The sequence below is a fragment of the Paenibacillus sp. FSL R5-0912 genome (assembly GCF_000758605.1).
GTDB lineage: Bacteria > Bacillota > Bacilli > Paenibacillales > Paenibacillaceae > Paenibacillus_AQ.
In genome coordinates, this window is record NZ_CP009282.1 from 658,913 (window position 1) to 680,622 (window position 21,710).

A 21,710-nucleotide genomic window follows, 5' to 3' on the forward strand; every position below is an offset into this window, starting at 1 on the left:
TTTGAGGAGGAGCTGCCCATGAGCACCAAAGTACGCTATTCCATAATTATACCGATGTTCAATGAAGAGGAAGTGATTCAGGAGACGTACCGGCGGATCAAGAAAGTGATGGGAGCTACTGGTGAGTCCTATGAGCTGCTCTTCGTCAATGACGGAAGTACAGACAACTGTGCGCAGATGATCGAGGAGTACAGCTATTGGGATGAAAGTGTCAAGCTGATTGATTTGTCCCGTAATTTCGGCCACCAGATCGCCATCACTGCAGGTATGGATTACTCCCTGGGCGATGCCGTTGTCATTATTGATGCGGATCTGCAGGACCCGCCCGAACTGATCCTCGATATGATTGCCGAATGGAAAAAAGGCTATGAGGTCGTATACGCCAAACGCATCAAACGAAACGGGGAATCGCTGTTCAAAAAGTGGACAGCAGCCCTCTTCTACCGGGTGCTCCGTTATTCAACAGATATCTCTATCCCGGTAGATACCGGCGATTTCCGCCTCATTGACCGCAAGGTCTGCGATGAGCTGAAGCGTCTGCCGGAGAAAAACCGTTTTGTCCGCGGACTGGTAAGCTGGGTGGGCTTTCGCCAGAAGGCGCTCGAATACGAGCGGGAGGAACGTTTGGCCGGAGAAACCAAATATCCGCTGAAGCGCATGATTAAGCTGTCGCTGGACGGTATTACATCCTTCTCGTATAAACCGCTGAAGCTGGCGGGCTATCTCGGAGCCCTGCTGTCCGCATCCGGCTTTTTGTACCTTATGTATGTGCTCTACCTGGCGCTCTTTACGGACGCGGCCGTTAAAGGGTGGGCGTCGATGATCGGCATTACACTAACCTTTAACGGCTTTGTGCTAATTATGCTGGGCGTGCTGGGCGAGTATGTCGGCCGGATCTATGATGAATCCAAGGGACGTCCGCTTTACATTGTACAGGAGTTCTACGGCGGCAGACCGCAGCAAAATACGCAGAAGCACAGAGTAGCCCATCTTGACAAATAATTGAAGGCTGCTCGGGCCGATCACGGCAAGCGAGCCGTGATCGGCCCGAGCAGCTTTTTGCTGCGGCTGAACTCTGGAGCATTCTCGTTAACCCCCAAGCCTCTAAGGCTCAACGCCCCGTTATGGCACCCGGCTCAAGAATCCGACCCGCCCCTCATCCATGGATGAAAGGCGGGTCGTTTAGGCATTGTTTAATGGGATTCTTAATAGTCTGCGTGAATTAAGCCTTTAGCAAGTCATGATCAACATACCGCGCGCCGTTCAGCTCACTGATAATATTAACCGCAACCTTGGCCCCGTCTCCGGCAGTAATAATTGCGTGCACACTTACACCGGCAACTGTTCCTGCTGCCCAGATGCCGTCAATGTTCGTTTTGCCTTCTGCAGTAGCTGCAATAACCGTCTTGATTCTTGGCTCCGTGCCATCCTTGGTTTCCACTCCGGCCTTGGCAGCCAGATCAGTCAGAACCCCTGTAGCCAGAATAACATGCTTGGCCTCATAGGTAGCGCCGCTCTCGGTCTCGATTACGAAGCCTTCACCGCTTGCGCTCAGTCCGGTTGCCTGCTCGGCTACGAGTTCAGCTCCGAATTTCACGGCCTGCTTATGTCCGGTCTCCACAAGGTCGGGTCCGCCGATTTCGCTGATTCCGTAAAAGTTCTCATACCAGCCTCTGCGGGTCATGCCTTTGTCATTGTCGATCAACAGTGTTTTTTTGCCCGCCTTGGCGGCGAACAATGCGGCACTTGCCCCGGCAGGACCGGCGCCGATAATAGCGATTTCGTACATGATGTAACCTCCTAAAAGTTTTGTTAGTAGCTTAGCTTCAGTGAAATCCTTCCGACAAAACTCACTTCGGAAGCTTAAGCTTAAGTTTGCTAGCCTAGCCTCTATGAATGATCTTGATGAAGCATTCTATGAGGGCGGCCCTTTCTTCTGCTAACTATTATATCGTTAATTACAGGTCATTAGCTAATCCGGCAGGCAGGGGAGAGAGACTTGGAAGATTGTGAATTCACCAGGAGTGCTGGTTACAGTAATCTCTCCTTGATGCGCCTCCACGATAGACTTGGTAATGGATAATCCGAGCCCCGAGCCGCCGTATTTTCTGGTGCGGGAAGAATCACTGCGGTAGAACCGGTCGAAGACATGCGGGAGATGTCCGGCAGCGATACCGGAGCCGTTGTCCTTCACAGTCAGAACAGCCACTGTTCCTCTGGCATGCAGCGAGACTTGTATCGCTCCGGATTCCGCATCCGTATGCTGCACGGCGTTATGGAATAGATTAAGAATAACCTGCTTTATTTTGTCAGCATCAACAGGGCCGCTCACGCCATAAGAAATATCGAAGTTCACCTCGCGCTTACCGGCCAGTACCCGCAGCTGCGGCTGCATCTCGTCAATCATCTCACCGAGCAGCAGATTCTTGACCCGCAGCTGCGGAGCACCATCCATACGGGCAAGCAGCAGCAGATCCTCCACCAGTTTGTTGATGCGTTTGGCCTCTCCATGCATGCTGTTGAGTGCGCTATAGAGCTGATCCCGGTTATCGGCCGCTCCCCGGAGCAGTACCTCCAGGAACCCGTATATTGAGGTCAGCGGAGTTCTTAGCTCGTGGGAGGCATCTGCCGCGAACCGGCGCATCTGTTCTTTGGCCTCACGTTCATTGTGAAAAGAAATTTCCAGGCGCTCCAGCATTCCGTTGAAGGACTGGGAGAGCTTGTCGACCTCAAGCTGACCCTGCTCTACAGGGAAGCGCACATCGAGATTGCCGGCGTCGATGCTTTGGGCGGATTCCCCCATATTGGACAAGGGAATCAGCGTTTTGCGCAGTGCGGGCAGGTACAGGAACAGTCCGGCCAGCAGTGCGACTACCGATAACGCGCCAAAAATAAGCAGCTGCTGCATAATTACATCTCTCAGCGGCCCGGTTTCCACGCTCATTTGCAGCAGCATTTTAGTAGTACCCGGTCTGCCGAGGTTCATGAAGACAGCCAGATGCTCGTTGCCGTCTGCTGCCGTAATCAGCCTGTATTTCCCGGTAGCCTTATCGGATGCCTGCTTCAGCAGGCTGTTATATTCCCCGTTGCTCATTCTTGGTGCTGCTGAAGCAGACAGGGTTTCTTCCTGCAGATCCTTGAAGGTGCCGTCTGAGCTGTATATGGCTATCGTAGTATGGGCATCAAGCAGCAGCGGGCGGCGGTCTGCGTAGAACCGCTTGTTGCCAGGGCCCAAGTTGGCGTTATTCCCGGCGCTGTCAGCCCCGCCAGGATTCCCGCTTTGGAGAGGGTTACCCGGGCTTATTGTTCCGCTTACAGCTCCGCCAGGAAAATTGCCCCCCGCACTGTCGTTTAGATCTGCTGCATTTCCCGCAGGATTATTAAGATTAATGTAATAGAATTCGCGCGGCACGGAGCGCATCTGGGTTTCCATAGCTTCCGCGCGGTTGCTGTAAATGAAATTCCGCATCAGAGCATACTGGAGTACCCCGATCAGAATCAGCAATACGGACAGGATTAACAGCGAGGTGGCCAGCAGCTGTTTGCGGAGGGATCGCGGTGCCTGCAGTTTGCTGAAGAAGCCCCGGGTCCGGGCAATCATACAAGGTCCACCCGGTATCCCGCGCCGCGCAAGGTGCGGATAATCCGGTGATCCTTGTCACCAAGCTTCTCCCGGAGGGAACGGATGTAGACCTCAACGATGTTTTCCTCACCGCCGAAATCATATCCCCACACCTTGTCCAGAATCATGGGTTTACTCAGCACCAGCCCGTGGTTAATAACCAGATATTGCAGCAGCTCATATTCTGTGGGCGAGAGCTCCAGCACCTCCTCCTTGTGGCGGATTTCCTTGCGCCGGCCGTCAATCCGGAAGGGGCCGCAGCGCACCTCGCCGAGCAGTCCCGGGAACTGGTTGCGCAGGCGGGCCTGAATCCTGGCCAGCAGCTCGTCGAAGCTGAAGGGCTTGACCATATAATCATCCGCACCGATAGACAGGCCTTTAACCCGGTCATCCACTTCATCCTTGGCGGTAAGCATGATCACAGCCACCTCCGTTTCCTCTGAACGGAGATAGCGGACGACCTCGAAGCCGTCCATGCCGGGCATCATGACATCGAGAATCACGACATGCGGCTTGAACTCTGCGGCTGCAGCGATTGCACCTGCACCATCCGGCGCAGTCTGTACTTCAAATCCTTCGTTCATTAATCCCAGTTCAAGAAACTGGAGGATATGAGGCTCATCATCCACCAGGAGCAATCGGACGCCTTGCGCTGCTTTCATTAGCATTTCCTCCATATTCAGTGATTATAGTGTCCATAGTATGACGCTATCCGTTGAACGTTTGCTGAAAATAGGTCATTGGAGCCAAAGATTGGATTCAGAATTGTCGTTCATGGTTAATCATAATGGTTAAACTAATTATACGGAAATATTAATGTTATTAATAAGGATTATAGTTAGAAATTAAAAGTTTTTGAAGCGGACAATAAAGGGTTTTGACGGCGGGTAGAGAACACTTTACAATAAGGATACAATCCCGGTTTTGAGCGTTTTTTTCTGCTAAACCGGTAGCTTGTCCCGATTCTCTGTTTCCTCCCCCGTTTTAAATCTTATTCATTCCTGTCACACGCATTTCTTATGGTTTGCTTCTTTCCGCTTCAATTCTTTTTGGGTTTCAAGGTGGGATCTACACTACACCGCACCAATCATTCAACCTATTTATTACATGCTTCATTACCCATAAGTCAAGGAGGCTCTTCCATGAAGAAAAAAGAGATGGTAGCCATGCTATTGGCGGGAGGCCAAGGAAAAAGATTGAAGGGATTAACCAAATCGATTGCCAAACCGGCTGTTTATTTCGGAGGAACCTACCGCATTATCGACTTTCCTTTAAGTAATTGCTCGAATTCAGGTATCGACACAGTGGGTGTGCTGACACAGTATGAACCGCTGGTGCTGCATTCGTATATTGGAGTCGGCAGTGACTGGGATTTGAACCGCAAGGACGGCGGGGTGTTTGTATTGCCACCGCATGAACGGGAGAATGGAAGCAGCTGGTACCGGGGCACGGCTGATGCGATTTACCGCAATCTTAAGTTTGTTGATCAATTTGATCCGGAGCATGTACTGATTCTGTCCGGTGACCATATTTACAAGATGGATTATCATGCTATGCTGCAGTACCACAAATCTAAGAACGCCGACTGCACCATCTCGGTCATTGACGTGCCCTTGGAGGAAGCGAGCCGCTTCGGCATACTGAATACGGAAGACGATCTCAAGATTTACGAGTTTGATGAGAAGCCTGCCAAACCTAAGAGCACACTTGCTTCTATGGGTGTATATATTTTTAAATGGGATGTTCTTCGCAAGCATCTGCTTGAGGACGGGGAGAACGCCGGCTCGTCCCATGACTTCGGGAAGGACATCATTCCGCTGATGCTGAATGACGGAGAGTCCCTGTATGCTTATCCTTTCGAAGGCTACTGGAGAGATGTCGGTACTGTAGACAGCCTGTGGGAAGCGAATATGGATCTCCTTAGTGACACTCCTCCGCTGAACCTGAATGATACCAGCTGGAGAATCTTCACCCGTAATCCGAATCAGCCGGCACAATATGTTGCACCGGGAGCCAAGGTGTCCAGCTGCATTATTAACGAAGGCTGCATTGTATACGGCGAGGTTAAGCATTCGGTACTGTTCTATGGGGTAGAAGTGGGCGAAGGCAGCGTGATTACGGATTCTGTAATTATGCCTAAGGTGAAGATCGGCAAGAATGTAAGAATCCACAAAGCCATCATCAGTGAGAGCACAGTCATTGAGGATTATATGGAAATCGGCGTCAACCGGGAGAATGAGGACGAAATTCTGCTGATTGACAAACGCAGCAAAAAAAACAAATCCGTAGCAGCCAAAACCATATAACCACAGAGGGCGGGGGATACCGATGAAAGAGCTTATGGGCGTAATCAATCTGGACCATGAACTGGATAATTTAAATGAACTGACCTATTTCCGCTGCGGGGCAGCGGTCCCGTTCGCCAGCCGCTACCGACTGATCGATTTCGTCTTGTCCAACATGATGCGTGCGGAGCTGGAGAGCGTGGGACTGTTTGTCCGCCGCAAGTACCGCTCGCTGATGGACCATCTCGGCGACGGGAAATCTTGGGACATGAACCGTAAGCACGGTGGCTTGTTCATTCTGCCTCCGGACTGGAATGATCCCACGGACACGTCCCTTGGCGACCTGCAGCATTATCATAACAATCTGGATTTCTTCAAACGGGCTTCTGCGAAGTATATTGTGTTCTCCGGCAGCCAGCATATTAACACAGTTGATCTGCAGGAGGTATACCAATTCCATCTGGAGCAAGGCGCTGATGTGACTATGGTCTATAAACAGATTGATGAGCTCCAGCCGGAGCATGATCCCTGCCTGCGGGTTGAGGTAAATGAAGACCATACAGTAACGAATATTCACCATGAGAAGCATCATCCCAATGTATATCTGGATATTTTTATTATGGAGAAGAAGCTGTTCCTGGAGCAGGTGGAGCATTGCATCGCCCATGGCGAGAGCTATTTCTTCCGCGATGCCATTCAGAAGAACCGCCACAAGTTCAAGATTGCCGCATATGAATACACGGGTTATCATTCCGTTATCAATTCGCTGGAGAGCTACTACAAGAACAGCCTGGAGCTGCTGAAGCAGGAGAACTATTTCGGCCTGTTCAAAGAGAGTCCGGTCCAGACCAAGATTAAATATGAAGCCCCTACCCGTTATCTGGATAGCGCTTCAGTCAGCAATTCACTTATAGCTAACGGCTGTATTATTGCCGGAACTGTAGAGAACAGCGTGATCTTCCGCGGTGTGCAGGTCCGCAAGGGAGCCAAAATCATCAATTCAGTAATCATGCAGAAATGTGTAATTGAAGAAAATGCCGTAATTGAGAATGTCATTATGGACAAAGACGTGCATCTGAGCAAGGAACGGATACTTGTCGGAGACAGCAGACGTCCGTTTGTCATTGCCAAGAGCAGCAAGATATAATATCTGGATCAGGGGAACTGTGCAGTGTGGCAGTTCTTCTGATCCAGTGTTGTAATACGCAATATTTTCCCACAAATACAAGCATCTGTTAGGAGGAACCTGCTGTTGTTCAACGATAAAGAGACTTTCAAACAAGTGTTCCGCGAGAAACTCATCGGGAAATTAGGCAAACCGCTGGAGGAAGCTTCAAACGCCGATATTTACAATATCCTCGGGAATATGATCCGCGAGAATGCCGGCAAGAACTGGGCGGACACCAATCAGAAGTTCAAGATCGATCAGGATAAGCAGGTCTATTATTTCTCCATGGAGTTTCTGATCGGCAGGCTTCTGGGCAATAACCTGCTGAATATGGGTGTGCTGGAGGTTGTCCGTGAAGGTCTCTCGGAGCTGGGCTTCTGCCTGCAGGATATCGAGGAGGTTGAAGCGGATGCAGGGCTGGGCAATGGCGGTCTGGGCCGTCTGGCCGCATGTTTCCTCGATTCGCTCGCCTCACTGCAATATGCAGGGCATGGCTGCGGCATCCGCTATAAATACGGCCTGTTCGAGCAGAAGATTGTAGACGGATATCAGGTAGAGCTGCCGGACTACTGGCTGCAGAATGATAATGTGTGGGAAGTCCGCCGTGAAGACAAACAGGTGGAAGTGCATTTCTGGGGACATGTGGATACCCGCTGGGAGAACGATGAGCTGTTCTTTGAGCATAAGGACTATGAAGCCGTGAGAGCCGTTCCGTATGACATTCCTGTTATCGGGGCAGACCGCAGGCATGTGAATACACTGCGCAACTGGAGTGCAGAGTCGATCACGCAGCCTTCGAGAGTATTCGGTGCGCTAGGGGGGACAGATTATCACAAGTTCCTGGAGTACAAGCGCTCCGTAGAATCAATCTCTGAATTCCTGTATCCGGACGATTCACAATACGAAGGCAAGCTTCTCCGCCTGAAACAGCAATATTTCCTGTGTAGTGCAGGACTGCAGAGTATTCTCCGTACCTTCGCCAAGACAGGTGCTCCGATCGACAGCCTGCCTGATAAGGTAGCCTTGCACATTAATGACACGCACCCAACACTGGTTATCCCCGAGCTGATGCGTATCCTGATGGACGTACACGGTCTTGGCTGGGATCAGGCCTGGAGCATGACCACACGCATGGTATCTTATACGAACCATACCATTCTGAGCGAGGCGTTGGAGAAATGGCCGCTTGGCATGGTTAAGGAGCTGCTTCCGCGCATCTTCCTTATCATTGATGAGATCAATGCCCGTTTCTGCGGCGAACTGATGAGCAAATATCCAGGCGATCAGGACCGGATCAATCAGATGGCGATCATTCATGATGATCAGGTCCGGATGGCGCATCTCGCCATTGTGGCCAGCCACAGCGTAAACGGCGTAGCGGCATTGCATACGGAAATTCTGCAAAAGCGTGAGATGCGCCTGTTCAATGAGATGTATCCGCACCGCTTCAATAATAAGACCAACGGCATCACACACCGCCGGTGGCTGCAGCATGCCAATCCTGAGTTGGCCGGACTGATCAGCGAATCGATCGGCACCCGCTGGATTCATCAGCCGCAGGAGATGATCGGACTCATCAAATACAGTGAGGATACCTCCTTCCAGGAGCAGGTGGCTGCAATCAAACGCCGCAACAAGCTGCATCTGGCTGACTACATCTACGGGAAGCACGGTGTCCGGGTGGACCCCGACTCTATCTTCGATGTGCAGGTGAAGCGGCTGCATGCGTATAAGCGCCAGCTGTTGAATGTATTGCACATTATGCATTTGTATAATCAGATCAAAGACAACCCTTCGCTGAACATCGTACCGCGTACGTTCATCTTTGGTGCCAAGGCGGCTCCGAGTTATCATCTGGCTAAGCGGATCATTAAGCTGATAAATACGGTGGCTGATGTAGTGAATAAGGACCCGGACATTAACGGGAAGATCCGCATCTTCTTCCTGGAGAATTATTCGGTATCACTGGCGGAGAAGATTATTCCGGCAGCCGATGTGAGTGAGCAGATCTCTACAGCGAGCAAGGAAGCCTCCGGTACAGGGAACATGAAATTTATGATGAACGGTGCGCTGACCGTCGGGACAATGGACGGAGCCAACGTAGAGATGCATGAAATGGTGGGAGATAATAACATGTTCCTGTTCGGTCTCCGGGCAGAGCAGGTCATGGACTACTACCAGTACGGCGGTTACCACGCCCGCGATATCTATAATGGCGACGGCCGGGTGAAGGAAGTATTGGATCAGCTGATTGTGCCTGGACCGTTCTGCGCTCATACCCAGGAATTCGATACGCTCTACCAGTCGCTGCTTGATAATAATGATGAGTTCTTCGTCCTCAAGGATTTCGCCAGTTATGTGGAGACCCATGTCAAGATTGACCTGGCCTACCGCAACCAGAAGGAATGGCTTAAGAAGTCAATTATCAACATCGGCCATTCCGGCAAATTCTCCAGTGATAATACGATCGCCCGCTATGCCTCCGAGATCTGGCATATCCATCCGGTCCAGGTATAACGCTGAGCTACAGGTTGAATCTCCGCAAGTAGGAGCTTCAGCCTGTACTAATTCTCCACATGGAAGAAGCCGCTCCATCAGCAGGACATTCCTGCAGTGGAGCGGCTTCTTCATGCTCAGGCTTAAGGAGCGGAAGAGAATTACAGCACCTCGGATACCATGGCTGCGAACCGCTCAAGGAAACGGCGTTCCTCATCGTCGAAGCGGTGTTTGAGCGGGCTGTCGATATCCAGTACGCCGTACAGGGTATCCTCCTTAACCAGCGGAACTACGATTTCGCTGTTCGAGGCAGCATCACAGGCGATATGCCCCGGAAAGGCATGGACATCGCCTACGACAAGGGTACGGCGTTCCGCAGCCGCTGTTCCGCATACGCCACGGCCAAGTGGAATACGGATGCATGCCGGAAGTCCCTGGAACGGGCCCAGAACCAGCTCTTTGCCGTCAAATAAATAGAAACCGGTCCAATTCGTGTCCGGTAGAGAGAGCTTTAACAGAGCCGAAGCATTGGATAAGTTGGCGATAGCATTGGGCTCGCCCTCCATAAGTGCCCCGAGCTGGCTTAGAACGGCTTCAAACCGTTCGCTGCGGGTGCCATCATAAGGCATGGCTTGAAACATGAAGCATCACCTTCCTGTACCTTGAGTCAGTATGAATCCATAACTGTTAACTAACAAGATAGTACAGCGGAGCGCAATACGTCAAGCAATAACGGATTTATCCGGTTAGTGGAAAATCAGGAAGATGTATGAATTATCTCCGGTCGGATGTTTCCGGCAACCCCGGGCAGGGTAATGCTTTTATAAATATACCGAAGGCTTATAGCCGGAAGGAGTGGAATATGCGCGCCGACGTACAGAACTTGTTTATTGGAATCCATATGCTATATTTCGCACATGAGAGGAATCTGACACTGACGGAGATGCAGCCGGAGCTGGAGGATCTGGGGTACCGGGTAGCGGAACGCGAAGTGAAACAGGAGCTGGAACGGCTGACCCAGGAGAACTTTCTCACGGCTCATGGTGAGGCATACAGCATTACCGGAACGGGGATAGAGGAATTCAAAGCGATTCAGGCCAAGCTGGGAGTGCTATGTACCGAAGTGCTCAAGCCGGTTAAGGCTGCGGGTACATCGGGTTAATTCTACATCAAGTAACCATTCATGTTCAGGAAACGTACAGCGTCTGATCGCGCGGGAGCAAGCCGCGTGGAGCAGGCGCTATTTGTGTGGAATTCGGATTCATGTTAGATTTCGCTTAAGGGAATGCTTACACCCTGATGTATACTTATTAGGATGAAAGGGGGCGGGAAGATGTATACATGTGGCGGAGTCATTCCGGAATTAACCGGCCGGAGAGTGCGGCTCCGGGCTATGGCTGCCGGAGATGCAGGAGCGCTGTTTAAGATCTGGTGCCATCCCCAGGTTGCGCCCTGGCTGGACGCCCCCTTCTTGTCCTCTGCAGAAGAAGCGGGAGCACTGATTGCTCTGCTGGCACAGATGGCCCTGGAAGAAGAAAGCATACGCTGGAGTATTCTGGGGCTGGATGAGGAGGTTATCGGAAGCTGCGGCTATAATCACTGGCAGCTTGAGGGTGCTTACCGGGGGGAGATCGGTTTCGAGCTGTCACCTGCCGCCATGGGTCAGGGGTATATGCGGGAAGCGCTGGAGCTTATGCTGGACTTCGGCTTCGGCAGCATGGGGCTGAACCGGATTGAAGCCTTATGCCATCCTGACAACATCCGGGCTGAGAAGCTGATTACAAGGCTCGGCTTCCGGCAGGAGGGGCTGCTTCGGCAGTACCGGCATACGGCTTCCGGCTATCAGGATGTAAGGATGTATTCCTTGCTGCAAGGAGAGAAAGTGCAGGCCCTGAGAACATAGAGAGAGGATTTGGATTCATTGAAGTCACCTGGTGAAACTGAACGCAAGTTAATTTTAATTGGAGTACTGCTGGCCACTTTTCTGGCTGCAATCGAAGGGACGGTCACGGGACCGGCGGGACCGGCCATTGTCGGCGATTTTCAGGGAATGCAGTGGCTCAGCTGGATATTCACCGCTTATCTGCTGGCTATGGCCGTTACGACACCTATTTTTGGCAAGTTAAGTGATCTGATTGGCCGCAAGCCTGTATTCATTGGCGGGGCTGTGGTCTTTCTGGCAGGCTCGCTGTTATGCGGGATTTCACAGAGTATGCAGCAGCTGATTATTTTCCGGGGGATACAGGGGATCGGGGCGGGTGCGCTCATTCCTATGACTTTTACGATTATCGGGGATATCTACAGCATTAAGGAACGGGCGAAGACTCAGGGGCTGCTCAGCTCGGTATGGGGGATTTCCTCCCTCGTAGGACCGCTGCTTGGCGGCTACGTGGTTGATTATTTGAGCTGGCGCTGGGTGTTTGTCTTTAATCTGCCTTTTGGGCTGCTATCTATTATATTCATCTCGCGGTATCTCAAGGAAGAGAAGGTCCGGCGCAAGACGAGAATTGATGTGGCTGGAGTGCTGCTGTTCGCGGCAGGAATGGGAGCACTGCTCTTTGGTCTTACGGCGGGAGGGCAGAGTCTGGCTTGGAACTCTCCGCTGCTGCTGGCTATCTTAGCGGGGGCTGCTGTGCTGCTGGCCGTGTTCCTGTTCGTGGAGCGCCGTGCTCCCGAGCCAATGCTGCCGCTGGAGCTCTTCTCTATCCGCAATATCGCTGTCTCTACAGGAGCTAACCTGCTGGTCAGCACCTTAATTATTGGGCTGTCTACGTACGTACCGCTGTGGGTGCAGGGCGTCTTCGGCAAAAGCGCGGCCCTCTCGGGCCTGCTTCTCGCCCCGATGTCGGTGGGCTGGATGCTCGGCTCTATCGCTGGCGGAAGAATGATTCTGCGCGCGGGTACCCGCCGTACAGGGATGCTAGGGCTGTCGCTGATTGTTGTTGCAGCGGTAGGGCTGACTCTGATGAACGGGGATTCGTCCCAGCTGCTGCTATTGATTCTGATGCTGTTCTGCGGCGTAGGTTTTGGTTATGCTTCTACAGTCTTTACGATTATCGCGCAATCCTCTGTACAGCATGAGCAGCGCGGTGCGTCAACGGCCCTGAATACCTTCACCCGTTCACTCGGACAGACGGTGGGGGTGGCGATCTTCGGGTCGTGGCTGAACTACAATATCGACAGGAAGCTGGCGGAACAGTCTGGGGCTGCTGCTACAGGGGCTGATATCAACCAACTGCTTAACCCGCATAGCGGGAGTACCCTGTCTGCTGAGGCCTGGGGCAGTCTGCACGGCGCGCTGGAGAGCGGCCTGCACTCGCTCTTCATTGTGATGGCGGTCTTTGCTGTGGCCTCCCTGGTTATTTCTGCAGGGCTTAATAAAGGGCTGCCAACCATTCAAGAGGGAAGTACCGTGTCCAAGCCGTAATCTTCAATCCTGCTTGTTCATAACAAAGCGGCAGCGCCATCCATCCGGATTACGCTGCCGCTTTGTTATCTTTATATCATGCAGGTTAGTGAATAGATTCACAACCATATCTGCCTTAACTGCGCTTATTTGCGTGGAAGCGGGGAGAGCTTCTCAGCCTGCAGGCCCATCTTCTTCAGAAGAATAATCATTTGTTCCTTTTCTTCATCGCTCAGTCCGCTGAAAGCCAGATGCAGGCGTTCCGAATACTTCGGGTACATCTCGTTCATCAGGCGTTCGCCTTCTACAGTCAACTCGGCAAAAATCACACGTCGGTCACTCGGGCAGGGCTTGCGCTGCAGGTAGCCGCGTTCTTCCAGCTTGTCGATTACGTAAGTAACGTTGCCGCTCTGCAGCAGCAGCTTGGCGCCGATCTGCTGGATAGGCTGTGCCCCCTTATAATAGAGGACCTCCATAACGGCGAAGGCTGTAGGATTGAAACCTTCAATCTTGCTGCCAGTAACGGCGTGTTCGTTAATGCTCTTGAAAGACTTGGCAAAAACCCTGTACAAATGCAGTGTCAATTGAGTATCGCGTTCATAAGATTGTATCATGCTTCTCCACCTCTATTGTTAATCGTACGGGCTTCCCCGCACGGTTTGGAATACTGCTTTTCTTGATCTAGCTCTACATTACTTCAAACAAAGAATGAAGAACATGTCATTTGTCACAATAAGCACACTTTTAATTATTAAAAATCAAACAATTTTTTGAAGGTGCATAGCTGCTGCGGATTTGACACGATTTTCACATGGTGATCGTACCAAAGCTGTAGCACAGGCTTGGAAATAGCGGTATCCGGCGCGGATTTGAGGTCTGTCCCCGGTAATTCGTATAATGGGGATAGAGACCAGGCCGCTGACAGATAGCGGTGGTGAAATTTTTTGCAGCATAGACCCGTCTATGGTGTTATGATCGCATTACTATGAACGATTGCCTAGGAGATGGAGAGTCATATGAACCAGATTACGAATTATTACGAAGAGCGTGAAGACGATGAGGATGTCGTGCTTGATGTTGTGATTGAGGAAGCCGGTTATGAAGCAGGAGATATACGGATATCAGGGATTTCCTTTCAGGTGCGTAAGGGCGAGCTGCTTGGATTAATCGGACCGAACGGCGCAGGCAAAAGCACCACGATCAAGACCCTGCTCGGTCTGCTGAAGCATGCCAAGGCCAAGGTGAAGCTGGGCGGCGAGAACAAATCCTACGCCTATGTACCGGAGCAGCCGGTATTCTATGAGGATCTTACGCTGTGGGAGCATCTTGATCTTGCGGCTGCAGCCTATGGTTTAAGCTATGAAACCTTTGAAACTACAGCGGAGCGGCTGCTGATCCAGTTCGGCATGGAAGGCGTACGCAATGATCTGCCTGCCGGCTTCTCCAAAGGCATGAAGCAGAAGATGATGCTGATGCTGGGCTTTCTGGTCCAGCCCGATGTCTATATCGTGGACGAGCCGTTCATCGGGCTTGATCCCCGGGCAACCAAGGATTTCCTGCGCCTGCTTGAGGCGGAGCGCGAACGTGGAGCCGGTGTGCTGATGTCTACGCATGTTCTGGATACAGCGGAGAAAATCTGTGACAGCTTCATACTGATCTCCGGCGGCAGAATTGCTGCCGAGGGCACATTGGAAGGTATACGCGGAGATGCAGGGCTGCCGGAGGGGTCGTTGTTTGATTGCTTCGACGAATTAACATGAGCAGGAATTCATTTGCGTTTCCTACAGCTGCGGCTCTTTTCCGGCGCCGGCTGGCTTCCCACTTCCGTGAGCAGTCTACTATTATCCGTACAGCTGTGGACTGGACCGTCCTGCTGTATATTATTATCCCGGGAGGCTTGCTAGGCGGACGCTTCTACTATGGTTACTGGAACGGGGAGCAGCCAGCATGGATCAGCTCTGTCCCCTATTTGCTCGTACCTGCGCTGCTGGCCATTCTGCTGGCTACTGGAGGAATCGTATTGCTGCTGCAGGAAGGTGACTCGCTGTTTCTTAGACAGCGGCAGAACTGGATCAGCACCATTATCCTGCGGGGAATGGTCTACAGCCTTGCGGTAACCACGCTGAAGATGGGGGCGGCTGTTGCCGTTCTGCTGCCGTTTCTAATCAAAGGGTTCGGAGTCAGTGCGGCAGGGGCCTACGGGCTGCTCGCGCTGACGGTAACCTGCAGCTGGTCCGTTAAGCTGCTGGGCCATATCGTTAAGGTACAGCGGCAGGGCTTCCGCCGCTGGCTGTGGCTGATTCCGGCTGTCACGGTGCCCTGCGGAGTCTATCTGCGTCTGGCAATCCTCTGGAAGGATAGCCCCGTCCTGCTGTTCATTGCTGCTGGCGGATTCGCCGTGATGGCAGCCATAGTGTTCAGGGCCCGTCTGCGGCTGCGCGGCACCTTCATGAACGATGTGCGCGAAGACTACAAGCAGCGGATGAAGATAGCGGCCATTCTGCTGCGCGGTGTACTGGATAAGCCGCGGCCTACAAGGTATAAACCGTGGATCTTCCGCAAATCGCAGCCGCTGCTGGCCTCCAAGGAACCAGAGAGCCGCTTCTCGGCGGCAGCGGTCAAAGCGATGCTGCGCAATCCGGCCCATTTCAAGCTGTATTTGTCGTTTACCGGCGTGGCGCTTGTGGCCATCTTTATTGTGCCGGTGGTTCTGAAGTGGCTGCTGTTTGCCATCCTGACTACACTGATGGCGTATTGGCTGTCTTCCTTCTGGCTGCTGTTCTCCGGCGATGACTACATCGGTATTCTGCCGTTCACCAAAGCACAGAAGGCGGATGCCGGTTCCAAGGCTATGCCGATTCTATTAATGCCGTTTGCAGTCCTCAGTGCAGCCGTTGTCTGCATCCCCGTGTATGGCTGGTGGGGGCTCCTGCTCTTTATACCGGTAGGCGCTGCGGCAGCCATCTGGATCGCCCGTATATTCAGTGTCATGCGGTTTGCCAGATAACATACAATAAGCCTTCCTCCGTAACCTGGAGGAAGGCTTATTTATTTACAGGAATGAGCCCGGGAACCGCAGCGGCTGCTTATCCGCGCGGCTGCGCGGCCGCATGTTTGCCGGCTGTGTATCCGGTCGAGAAGGCTGCAGTAATGTTATAGCCCCCGGTATATCCGTGAATATCCAGAATCTCGCCGCAGAAATACAGCCCCTGCGTTAGTTTTGATTCCATTGTTCTCGGATCAATCTCCTTCAGATTCACCCCTCCGCCAGTCACAAAAGCTTCCGCCAGGGAACGCGTTCCGTAGACCAGTACCGGCATCCGCTTCAGCAAGGCAGCCAGTGCCTGAAGACCGGTCCGCGGCAGGTGATGCCCTGTAACCTCACCGTCCAGTCCGCTTTTGGCCAGCAGCAGCGGAATCAGGCGCTCAGGCAGCAGGCCCTTCAGTGAATTGCGGATGGCCTTCTTGGGCTCCAGCTCCAGCTTATTCAGCAGCAGGTTCTCTGCCTCTTGCAGAGTCAGGTCGGGGAAGAGGTCGATAGACAACTCTACGGTATCTATACCTGATTTCTTCTGAACCTGGCGCAGGAACTGGCTGCAGCGCAAGGCGATCGGGCCGGACAGCCCGAAATGAGTGAAGATCATATCTCCGCGGTGGGAGATCACCTTCTTGCCCTTGGGATTCCAGACCGTAAGACTCACGTCACGCAGGGATAAGCCCTGCAGCTCACCGGATTTAATCCATTCCTCCCTTGAAAGGATTGGGACCTCCGTCGGGAATAGCTCCGTGATCGTATGTCCTGCAGCAGCGGCCCACGGATAGCCGTCACCCGTAGAGCCGGTCTGCGGCACGGATTTGCCGCCGGTAGCGATAATAACGGCCCCGGCACTGAAGGCTTTTCCCGATTCCAGACGTACGCCCGTGACCGCACCGTCCTCATAGATAACCTCGCGCACCGGACTGTCTGTCATAATCTGCACCCCAAGACTGCGCACTTTGCCAACCAGCGCGGAGACAACACTTGCAGCCTTGTCCGATACAGGGAACATCCGCCCGTTGTCCTCTTCCTTCAGGGCGATACCGAGGGCTTCGAAGAACTCAATAATATCCCGGTTGTTGAAATGATCGAACGAGCTGTATAAAAATCGGCCGTTGCCCGGAATATGGGCGATCAGCTCTTCAGTTTCCTTAATGTTAGTAACATTGCAGCGCCCGCCGCCTGAGATGCCCAGCTTCCGCCCCAGCTTGGCACCTTTATCAACCAATAATACAGCCGCCCCGTGTCCGGCTGCGGCTACGCTGGCCATTAACCCGGACGGTCCGCCTCCAATGACGATTACATCATAATTACTCATAACTCTGCTCCTTTACATGTTGCAACACTCTTCTAACGGCATCATACCATTCCAGCCGGAGTGTAGCCAGGCCCGGAGAAATCTGATGTGTTTGTCGTTGTCAGGAGTGCGCGGTTGTGCTTTAATCTAAGGGGATAGGGTATATTGTCCAAATTGGGGAGTGATTGCAATTACTCATGCGGTTAAGGATATTTTATTGCAAATATCGGCTGCGTGCACCTTCCTGTTTCTGTTTCAGTGGCGTTTAGATCAGGGCCATTTCACACGCAGAAACCGCAGATTTCCGGATGACCAGACTTTTCTGATAATATGCTGTGCACTCGGGGTTACATTGTGTATGGCCTTGTCGACTACAATGTTCGGAGTAGTGTATCTGAATCTGGCTATCCTTCCGGCGTATATAGGGATCTTGTACGGGACTTTTCGTTCAGGAGCTTACCTGGCAATGTATTTCATATTTTGCACTGCACTATTCTCGGTTCCTTCAGGATTTGAACATCTCATATTAAATACGGGAGGCCTGCTCTATCCACTGTTGTTTGGGATGGCCAAGCCCTTTAAGCATGCCACCCTAATCCATAAAGTCGGCATGCTGTGGGGCGCCTTATTTCCCAGTATGCTGTTCATTGTAATTGCACCTAGGATGCAAGGGCATATTATTCTTAACACACCCCCCACTGAAGCGATTCTGTTAGGGGTGTATTTATTAACGGCTGTTATTTTGGGCGGACTGTTTATTGTATATATTGAAACGGCCTGGGATAGGCTGCAGGTCAAGGAACGGATGAAAGGAATCTCCGAGAAATTCCAGTGGGAATCGGAGAAGCTGCAGCAGATTACCAATGTGGTGCCGCTGAATATTATGTCGTTTGATGACAACGGATATGTGACAGAGCTGAATGAATATATGCTCAGCCTGATACAGCGCCATTACCCCCATTTAACCAGAGAGATTATATTATCCCAGCCGGCAGACCAGGTCTTCGGTAAAAGCATGGATCGGGAAATCTATGAACGCTTACGGGGAATTCTGCTGAACAAGCAGCGCTCCAATGCCAAGATCAATTATGATTCCATGACCTATCATATATTTACTGCGCCACTAAAGCATGAGTCCGGTGTTCCGGGCGGCATTGTCATGATTATACAGGATCTTACGGAAGAGGAGAAAATCCGCAGCGAGCTTGATAATGTTGAACGTCTGACACTGGTCGGGCAGATGGCTGCCGGGATTACCCACGAGATCCGCAACCCCATGGCGGTAGTGCGCGGATTTCTGCAGCTGATGCGGGAGAAGAGTCCGGAGGACCTGCACTCCTACTATCATATTGTTATGGAAGAGCTGGACCGGGCCAACAGTATCATCAATGACTTTCTGTCACTGGCCCAGAGCCGGGTATCGGAAAAGGAGATGGTCCAGCTGGAGCTGATTTTGGAAGAGCTTACCCCCTTAATCTGGGCAGATGCCAATCTTCGCGGCCAGAGTGTTGAGCTGAAGCTTAGCCCGTCACTGCCGCCCCTGCGGCTGAATGTCAGGGAGATCAAGCAGCTGATTCTTAATTTGGCCCGCAACGCCATGGAGGCGATGGACGCCAAGGGTGTGCTGACGCTGGAAACCTGTGAGCAGGAAGATACCGCGCAGCTGATCATCACGGATACGGGAAGCGGTATTCCGCAGAGCCAGCTGAAGCAATTATTCACCCCGTTCTACACAACCAAAAGTCAGGGTACAGGACTTGGGCTCCCGCTGTGCTTAAGTATCGCCGAACGGCATAACGGAACCATTCATGTGGAATCCGAAGTGGGAAAAGGAACCTCGGTCATCGTTACGATCCCCTTTGAGCCCGAGAAGGAACCCGCTGAGATTGAAGTCTATTCTTAGGGATTCAAGGCTCGAACTATGCCATATAGCGCTGCCGGATAACGGCTTGGAGGCAGGCTGCTTCTCTTGCTTTCACTGAGTATGTATGTATAATAAAGTTAGCAAGTAGTACAGTAACGCGGCGATGTTATCCGGGTTCTGACAACTATTCAAAGGGTAAAGGAGAGTGCAGAGAAATGTCCATGTCTTTTAATCAATATATGAAGGATTCCATTCAGCCTATGCGCGATGATCTGACGAGTATCGGATTTCAGGAGCTGCTGACTCCGGATGAAGTTGAAGCAACTCTTCCAGCCATTAAGGGAACTTCACTTGTGGTCGTTAACTCCGTTTGCGGTTGTGCCGCCGGCCAATGCCGTCCAGGTGTAGCCCAGGCGCTGCAGAACGAAATTCTCCCCGACCACCTGTTCACGGTATTTGCCGGCCAGGAGAAGGAAGCTACAGCCAAGGCGCGTGAGTATTTTGCTCCGTACCCGCCATCTTCACCATCCATTGCATTGATGAAGGACGGCGAGCTTGTTCATTTCATCGAACGTCACGGCGTTGAAGACCGTTCGGCTGCTGAAATTGCTGCTGAGCTGAAGGAAGTTTTCAATCGTCTGTGCCAGTAAGCTCATTTTCTGTTAGGGATATTCCCGCATCAGCCGGAGGCTAGGCTCATGCGGGATTTTTTCTGAACATATAGGCACCTGAGTCTCTTCGGACAGATCAAGATATGAGAAAAGGGGTGTGTGAAGTGGGAATCCAGGAAGAGATTATTAAGGCCTTGAGAGTTAAGCCGGTGATTGATACCGGAGCGGAAGTGCGCAAACGTGTGGATTTCCTGAAAGCATATACGCTGCAGGCGGGTGCCAGGGGGCTGCTGATTGCAATCAGCGGAGGAGTGGACAGTGCAGTGGCTGCGGGTCTATGCAAACAGGCTACGGACGAGCTGACGGCAGAGGAAGGCAAAGAGTATATTACACTCGGTGTATTCCAGCCTTACGGCGAGCAGGAGGATATTGAGCACAGTTACGCGGTGGCCAAGGCGTTTGAGCTGAAGCATACGGTAGAGACTAATATTGAAGAAGCTGTAAACGAGATCGCGCTGGAGGTAGAGCATAGCCTGAAGGCGCTGGGACAGCACCGCCACATCACCCATCAGGGTAAAGGAAATGTGAAGGCGAGAACGCGGATGGTTATGCAGTATGCACTAGCCTTCGAGAACAATCTGCTGGTAGTAGGAACAGACCATGCCTCTGAAGCCATCACCGGCTTCTATACCAAATGGGGCGATGGTGCGGTTGATATTACACCGCTGTCTTCACTGAATAAACGGCAGGTGCGGCAGTTGGCTGCGGCGATTGGAGTACCGGCCGATATCGTGACCAAAGCACCGACAGCCGGCCTCTGGCCGGGCCAGACGGATGAAACTGAGCTTGGGATCACCTATGATGACAACAGTGACTATCTGGAGGGCAAAGCGGTATCTCCCGAGGTCGCCGGGAAGCTTGAAGCCTACTACCGCAGAACGGGGCATAAACGGGATGCAATCCCTGGAATATAAGCAGTCAGAAGAATAAAAGAACCGCCGGAGAAGCTGCATTCATTTCGCAGAATTCCCGGCGGTTCTGGCTTTCATATAGTAATGCTGGAGAGGCGCTGCCTAACTTGTAAGCTTAGCCGGCCAGGATCTGGTTAATAAACTCCAGGGAGGCGGATATTGCCTCCTCCAGCTGCGGGGTAGCTCCTTCGAACGGGTGCACGGTTCCGAAGGTGTGATTGCCGCCGGGAATCTGCACCCAGCGGATATCCGGGCGGAGCTCCGTTAATTGCTCTGATCCCCGGCGCAGCCGTTCACTGTCCTGGCTTCCCTGAATAAGAACCGCCGGGAAGCTGGCCGTTGTCATCCGTTCCAGCAGGTTGTAGCGCACGGCATGCTGTTCCAGGTCTTCCAGCAATACGGCATCCAGCGGCATTTGCTGGCCGGTCCGGCCATTAAGCACATGGGTCCGGCCGCTGCGCCTCATCTCAATCTTCTGTTCCTCCGTGAACAGGTCGAGGTCGGTAATGCCGTTCCAGGAGATCACTCCGGTGATCTCTCCCGGATGGTCCAGCGCATACAGCAGGCTGTCTCCGCCGCCACGGCTGTGGCCCAGCAGGAATAACGGCAGGCTGCCGAATTTGTGGTGCTGGCTGAGATAAGAGAGCAGGATCTCCATATCCTTGATCTCACGGGTATAGGTATTGCGGGCGAACTTCTCAAGCTCCGTGAAATTCTGCAGATCTTCGCCGATTCCGGCATGTGAGAAGTTGAAGGTTATGACCTCATGCTCCTGGCTGAGGGCTGCCGCAGCATAAGGAAACATCCCCCAATCCTTAAACCCCTTGTAACCGTGGGCGATAACAATCAGGCTCTTAGCCTTATCCCGGGCGGGGAAATGCGAGCAGCGGAGTACAGCATCTTCTCCTGCGGGCAATTGGAAATTACGGGTCATCGGGTAAATCCCCTCTCTA

The 21,710-nt window shown here is 52.3% G+C and carries 19 protein-coding genes; 12 read left to right on the forward strand and 7 right to left on the reverse strand.

Annotated elements, in window-relative coordinates:
- Positions 1-18 precede the first annotated feature (18 nt).
- Positions 19-1,002 (forward strand): glycosyltransferase family 2 protein, encoded by a 984-nt coding sequence (locus tag R50912_RS02905; RefSeq protein ID WP_042232306.1) that lies wholly within the window; start codon positions 19-21, stop codon positions 1,000-1,002.
- Positions 1,003-1,222: 220 nt separating this feature from the next.
- Here the strand turns inward: R50912_RS02905 and R50912_RS02910 are convergent, their stop codons facing one another.
- The 3 genes from R50912_RS02910 to R50912_RS02920 all read right to left on the reverse strand — a co-directional run bounded on the left by R50912_RS02910 (position 1,223) and on the right by R50912_RS02920 (position 4,284).
- Positions 1,223-1,789 carry an FAD-dependent oxidoreductase gene (locus R50912_RS02910; protein ID WP_042232307.1) on the reverse strand — a complete coding sequence of 189 codons (567 nt, stop codon included), beginning with the start codon at positions 1,787-1,789 and terminating at the stop codon, positions 1,223-1,225.
- Between the two features lie 183 nt (positions 1,790-1,972).
- Positions 1,973-3,601 (reverse strand): sensor histidine kinase, encoded by a 1,629-nt coding sequence (locus R50912_RS02915; protein ID WP_042232309.1) that lies wholly within the window; start codon positions 3,599-3,601, stop codon positions 1,973-1,975.
- Positions 3,598-4,284: a response regulator transcription factor gene (locus R50912_RS02920; protein ID WP_042232310.1), complete on the reverse strand. Its 687-nt coding sequence runs from the start codon at positions 4,282-4,284 to the stop codon at positions 3,598-3,600. Before R50912_RS02920 ends, R50912_RS02915 begins: the two co-directional genes overlap by 4 nt.
- A 480-nt stretch (positions 4,285-4,764) precedes the next feature.
- On the opposite strand from R50912_RS02920, the gene R50912_RS02925 reads away from it, so the two are divergent.
- The 3 genes from R50912_RS02925 (at position 4,765) to R50912_RS02935 (ending at position 9,592) form a co-directional block, all read left to right on the forward strand.
- Positions 4,765-5,928, forward strand: coding sequence for a glucose-1-phosphate adenylyltransferase (locus R50912_RS02925; protein WP_042232313.1), 1,164 nt, complete (start codon positions 4,765-4,767; stop codon positions 5,926-5,928).
- Positions 5,929-5,950: 22 nt separating this feature from the next.
- A complete protein-coding gene (glgD, locus tag R50912_RS02930) occupies positions 5,951-7,054 on the forward strand; it encodes a glucose-1-phosphate adenylyltransferase subunit GlgD (protein ID WP_042232315.1) in 1,104 nt (367 codons plus the stop codon).
- Between the two features lie 105 nt (positions 7,055-7,159).
- Positions 7,160-9,592 (forward strand): glycogen/starch/alpha-glucan phosphorylase, encoded by a 2,433-nt coding sequence (locus tag R50912_RS02935; RefSeq protein WP_042232318.1) that lies wholly within the window; start codon positions 7,160-7,162, stop codon positions 9,590-9,592.
- Positions 9,593-9,732: 140 nt separating this feature from the next.
- Here the strand turns inward: R50912_RS02935 and R50912_RS02940 are convergent, their stop codons facing one another.
- Positions 9,733-10,212, reverse strand: a complete 480-nt coding sequence (locus tag R50912_RS02940; protein WP_042232319.1) for a GAF domain-containing protein — start codon at positions 10,210-10,212, stop codon at positions 9,733-9,735.
- 221 nt (positions 10,213-10,433) lie between these two features.
- Between R50912_RS02940 and R50912_RS02945 the strand changes: the two genes are divergently transcribed.
- The 3 genes from R50912_RS02945 to R50912_RS02955 all read left to right on the forward strand — a co-directional run bounded on the left by R50912_RS02945 (position 10,434) and on the right by R50912_RS02955 (position 12,998).
- The gene (locus R50912_RS02945; RefSeq protein ID WP_039309934.1) at positions 10,434-10,733 is read left to right on the forward strand and encodes a hypothetical protein; all 300 of its coding nucleotides are present in this window, start codon (positions 10,434-10,436) and stop codon (positions 10,731-10,733) included.
- Between the two features lie 171 nt (positions 10,734-10,904).
- Complete coding sequence (locus tag R50912_RS02950) at positions 10,905-11,474, forward strand: GNAT family N-acetyltransferase (RefSeq protein WP_042232321.1); 570 nt, start codon at positions 10,905-10,907, stop codon at positions 11,472-11,474.
- 18 nt (positions 11,475-11,492) lie between these two features.
- Positions 11,493-12,998: an MDR family MFS transporter gene (locus tag R50912_RS02955; protein WP_042232323.1), complete on the forward strand. Its 1,506-nt coding sequence runs from the start codon at positions 11,493-11,495 to the stop codon at positions 12,996-12,998.
- A 125-nt stretch (positions 12,999-13,123) separates the two neighbouring features.
- Here R50912_RS02955 and R50912_RS02960 read toward each other — a convergent pair whose 3' ends face one another.
- Positions 13,124-13,591 (reverse strand): MarR family winged helix-turn-helix transcriptional regulator, encoded by a 468-nt coding sequence (locus R50912_RS02960; RefSeq protein WP_039309924.1) that lies wholly within the window; start codon positions 13,589-13,591, stop codon positions 13,124-13,126.
- Between the two features lie 402 nt (positions 13,592-13,993).
- Here R50912_RS02960 and R50912_RS02965 point away from each other — a divergent pair, with 402 nt between their 5' ends.
- Together R50912_RS02965 and R50912_RS02970 are read left to right on the forward strand one after the other, a co-directional pair.
- The gene (locus R50912_RS02965; RefSeq protein ID WP_042232325.1) at positions 13,994-14,737 is read left to right on the forward strand and encodes an ABC transporter ATP-binding protein; all 744 of its coding nucleotides are present in this window, start codon (positions 13,994-13,996) and stop codon (positions 14,735-14,737) included.
- Positions 14,716-15,984 (forward strand): ABC transporter permease, encoded by a 1,269-nt coding sequence (locus tag R50912_RS02970; protein WP_197073029.1) that lies wholly within the window; start codon positions 14,716-14,718, stop codon positions 15,982-15,984. The genes R50912_RS02965 and R50912_RS02970 overlap by 22 nt, the downstream gene beginning before the upstream one ends.
- Before the next feature lie 79 nt (positions 15,985-16,063).
- On the opposite strand, the gene R50912_RS02975 is transcribed toward R50912_RS02970, so the two are convergent.
- Complete coding sequence (locus R50912_RS02975) at positions 16,064-17,332, reverse strand: BaiN/RdsA family NAD(P)/FAD-dependent oxidoreductase (protein WP_042232331.1); 1,269 nt, start codon at positions 17,330-17,332, stop codon at positions 16,064-16,066.
- Positions 17,333-17,777: 445 nt separating this feature from the next.
- On the opposite strand from R50912_RS02975, the gene R50912_RS02980 reads away from it, so the two are divergent.
- The 3 genes from R50912_RS02980 to nadE all read left to right on the forward strand — a co-directional run bounded on the left by R50912_RS02980 (position 17,778) and on the right by nadE (position 20,760).
- Positions 17,778-19,214, forward strand: a complete 1,437-nt coding sequence (locus tag R50912_RS02980; protein ID WP_052415943.1) for a two-component system sensor histidine kinase NtrB — start codon at positions 17,778-17,780, stop codon at positions 19,212-19,214.
- A 176-nt stretch (positions 19,215-19,390) separates the two neighbouring features.
- Entirely contained in the window at positions 19,391-19,825 is a 435-nt protein-coding gene (locus R50912_RS02985; RefSeq protein WP_042232334.1) for a BrxA/BrxB family bacilliredoxin, read from the forward strand.
- A 125-nt stretch (positions 19,826-19,950) separates the two neighbouring features.
- The gene (gene nadE, locus R50912_RS02990) at positions 19,951-20,760 is read left to right on the forward strand and encodes an NAD(+) synthase (RefSeq protein ID WP_042232337.1); all 810 of its coding nucleotides are present in this window, start codon (positions 19,951-19,953) and stop codon (positions 20,758-20,760) included.
- 112 nt (positions 20,761-20,872) lie between these two features.
- Here the strand turns inward: nadE and R50912_RS02995 are convergent, their stop codons facing one another.
- Positions 20,873-21,691: an alpha/beta hydrolase family protein gene (locus tag R50912_RS02995; RefSeq protein ID WP_042232338.1), complete on the reverse strand. Its 819-nt coding sequence runs from the start codon at positions 21,689-21,691 to the stop codon at positions 20,873-20,875.
- Positions 21,692-21,710: the final 19 nt, after the last annotated feature.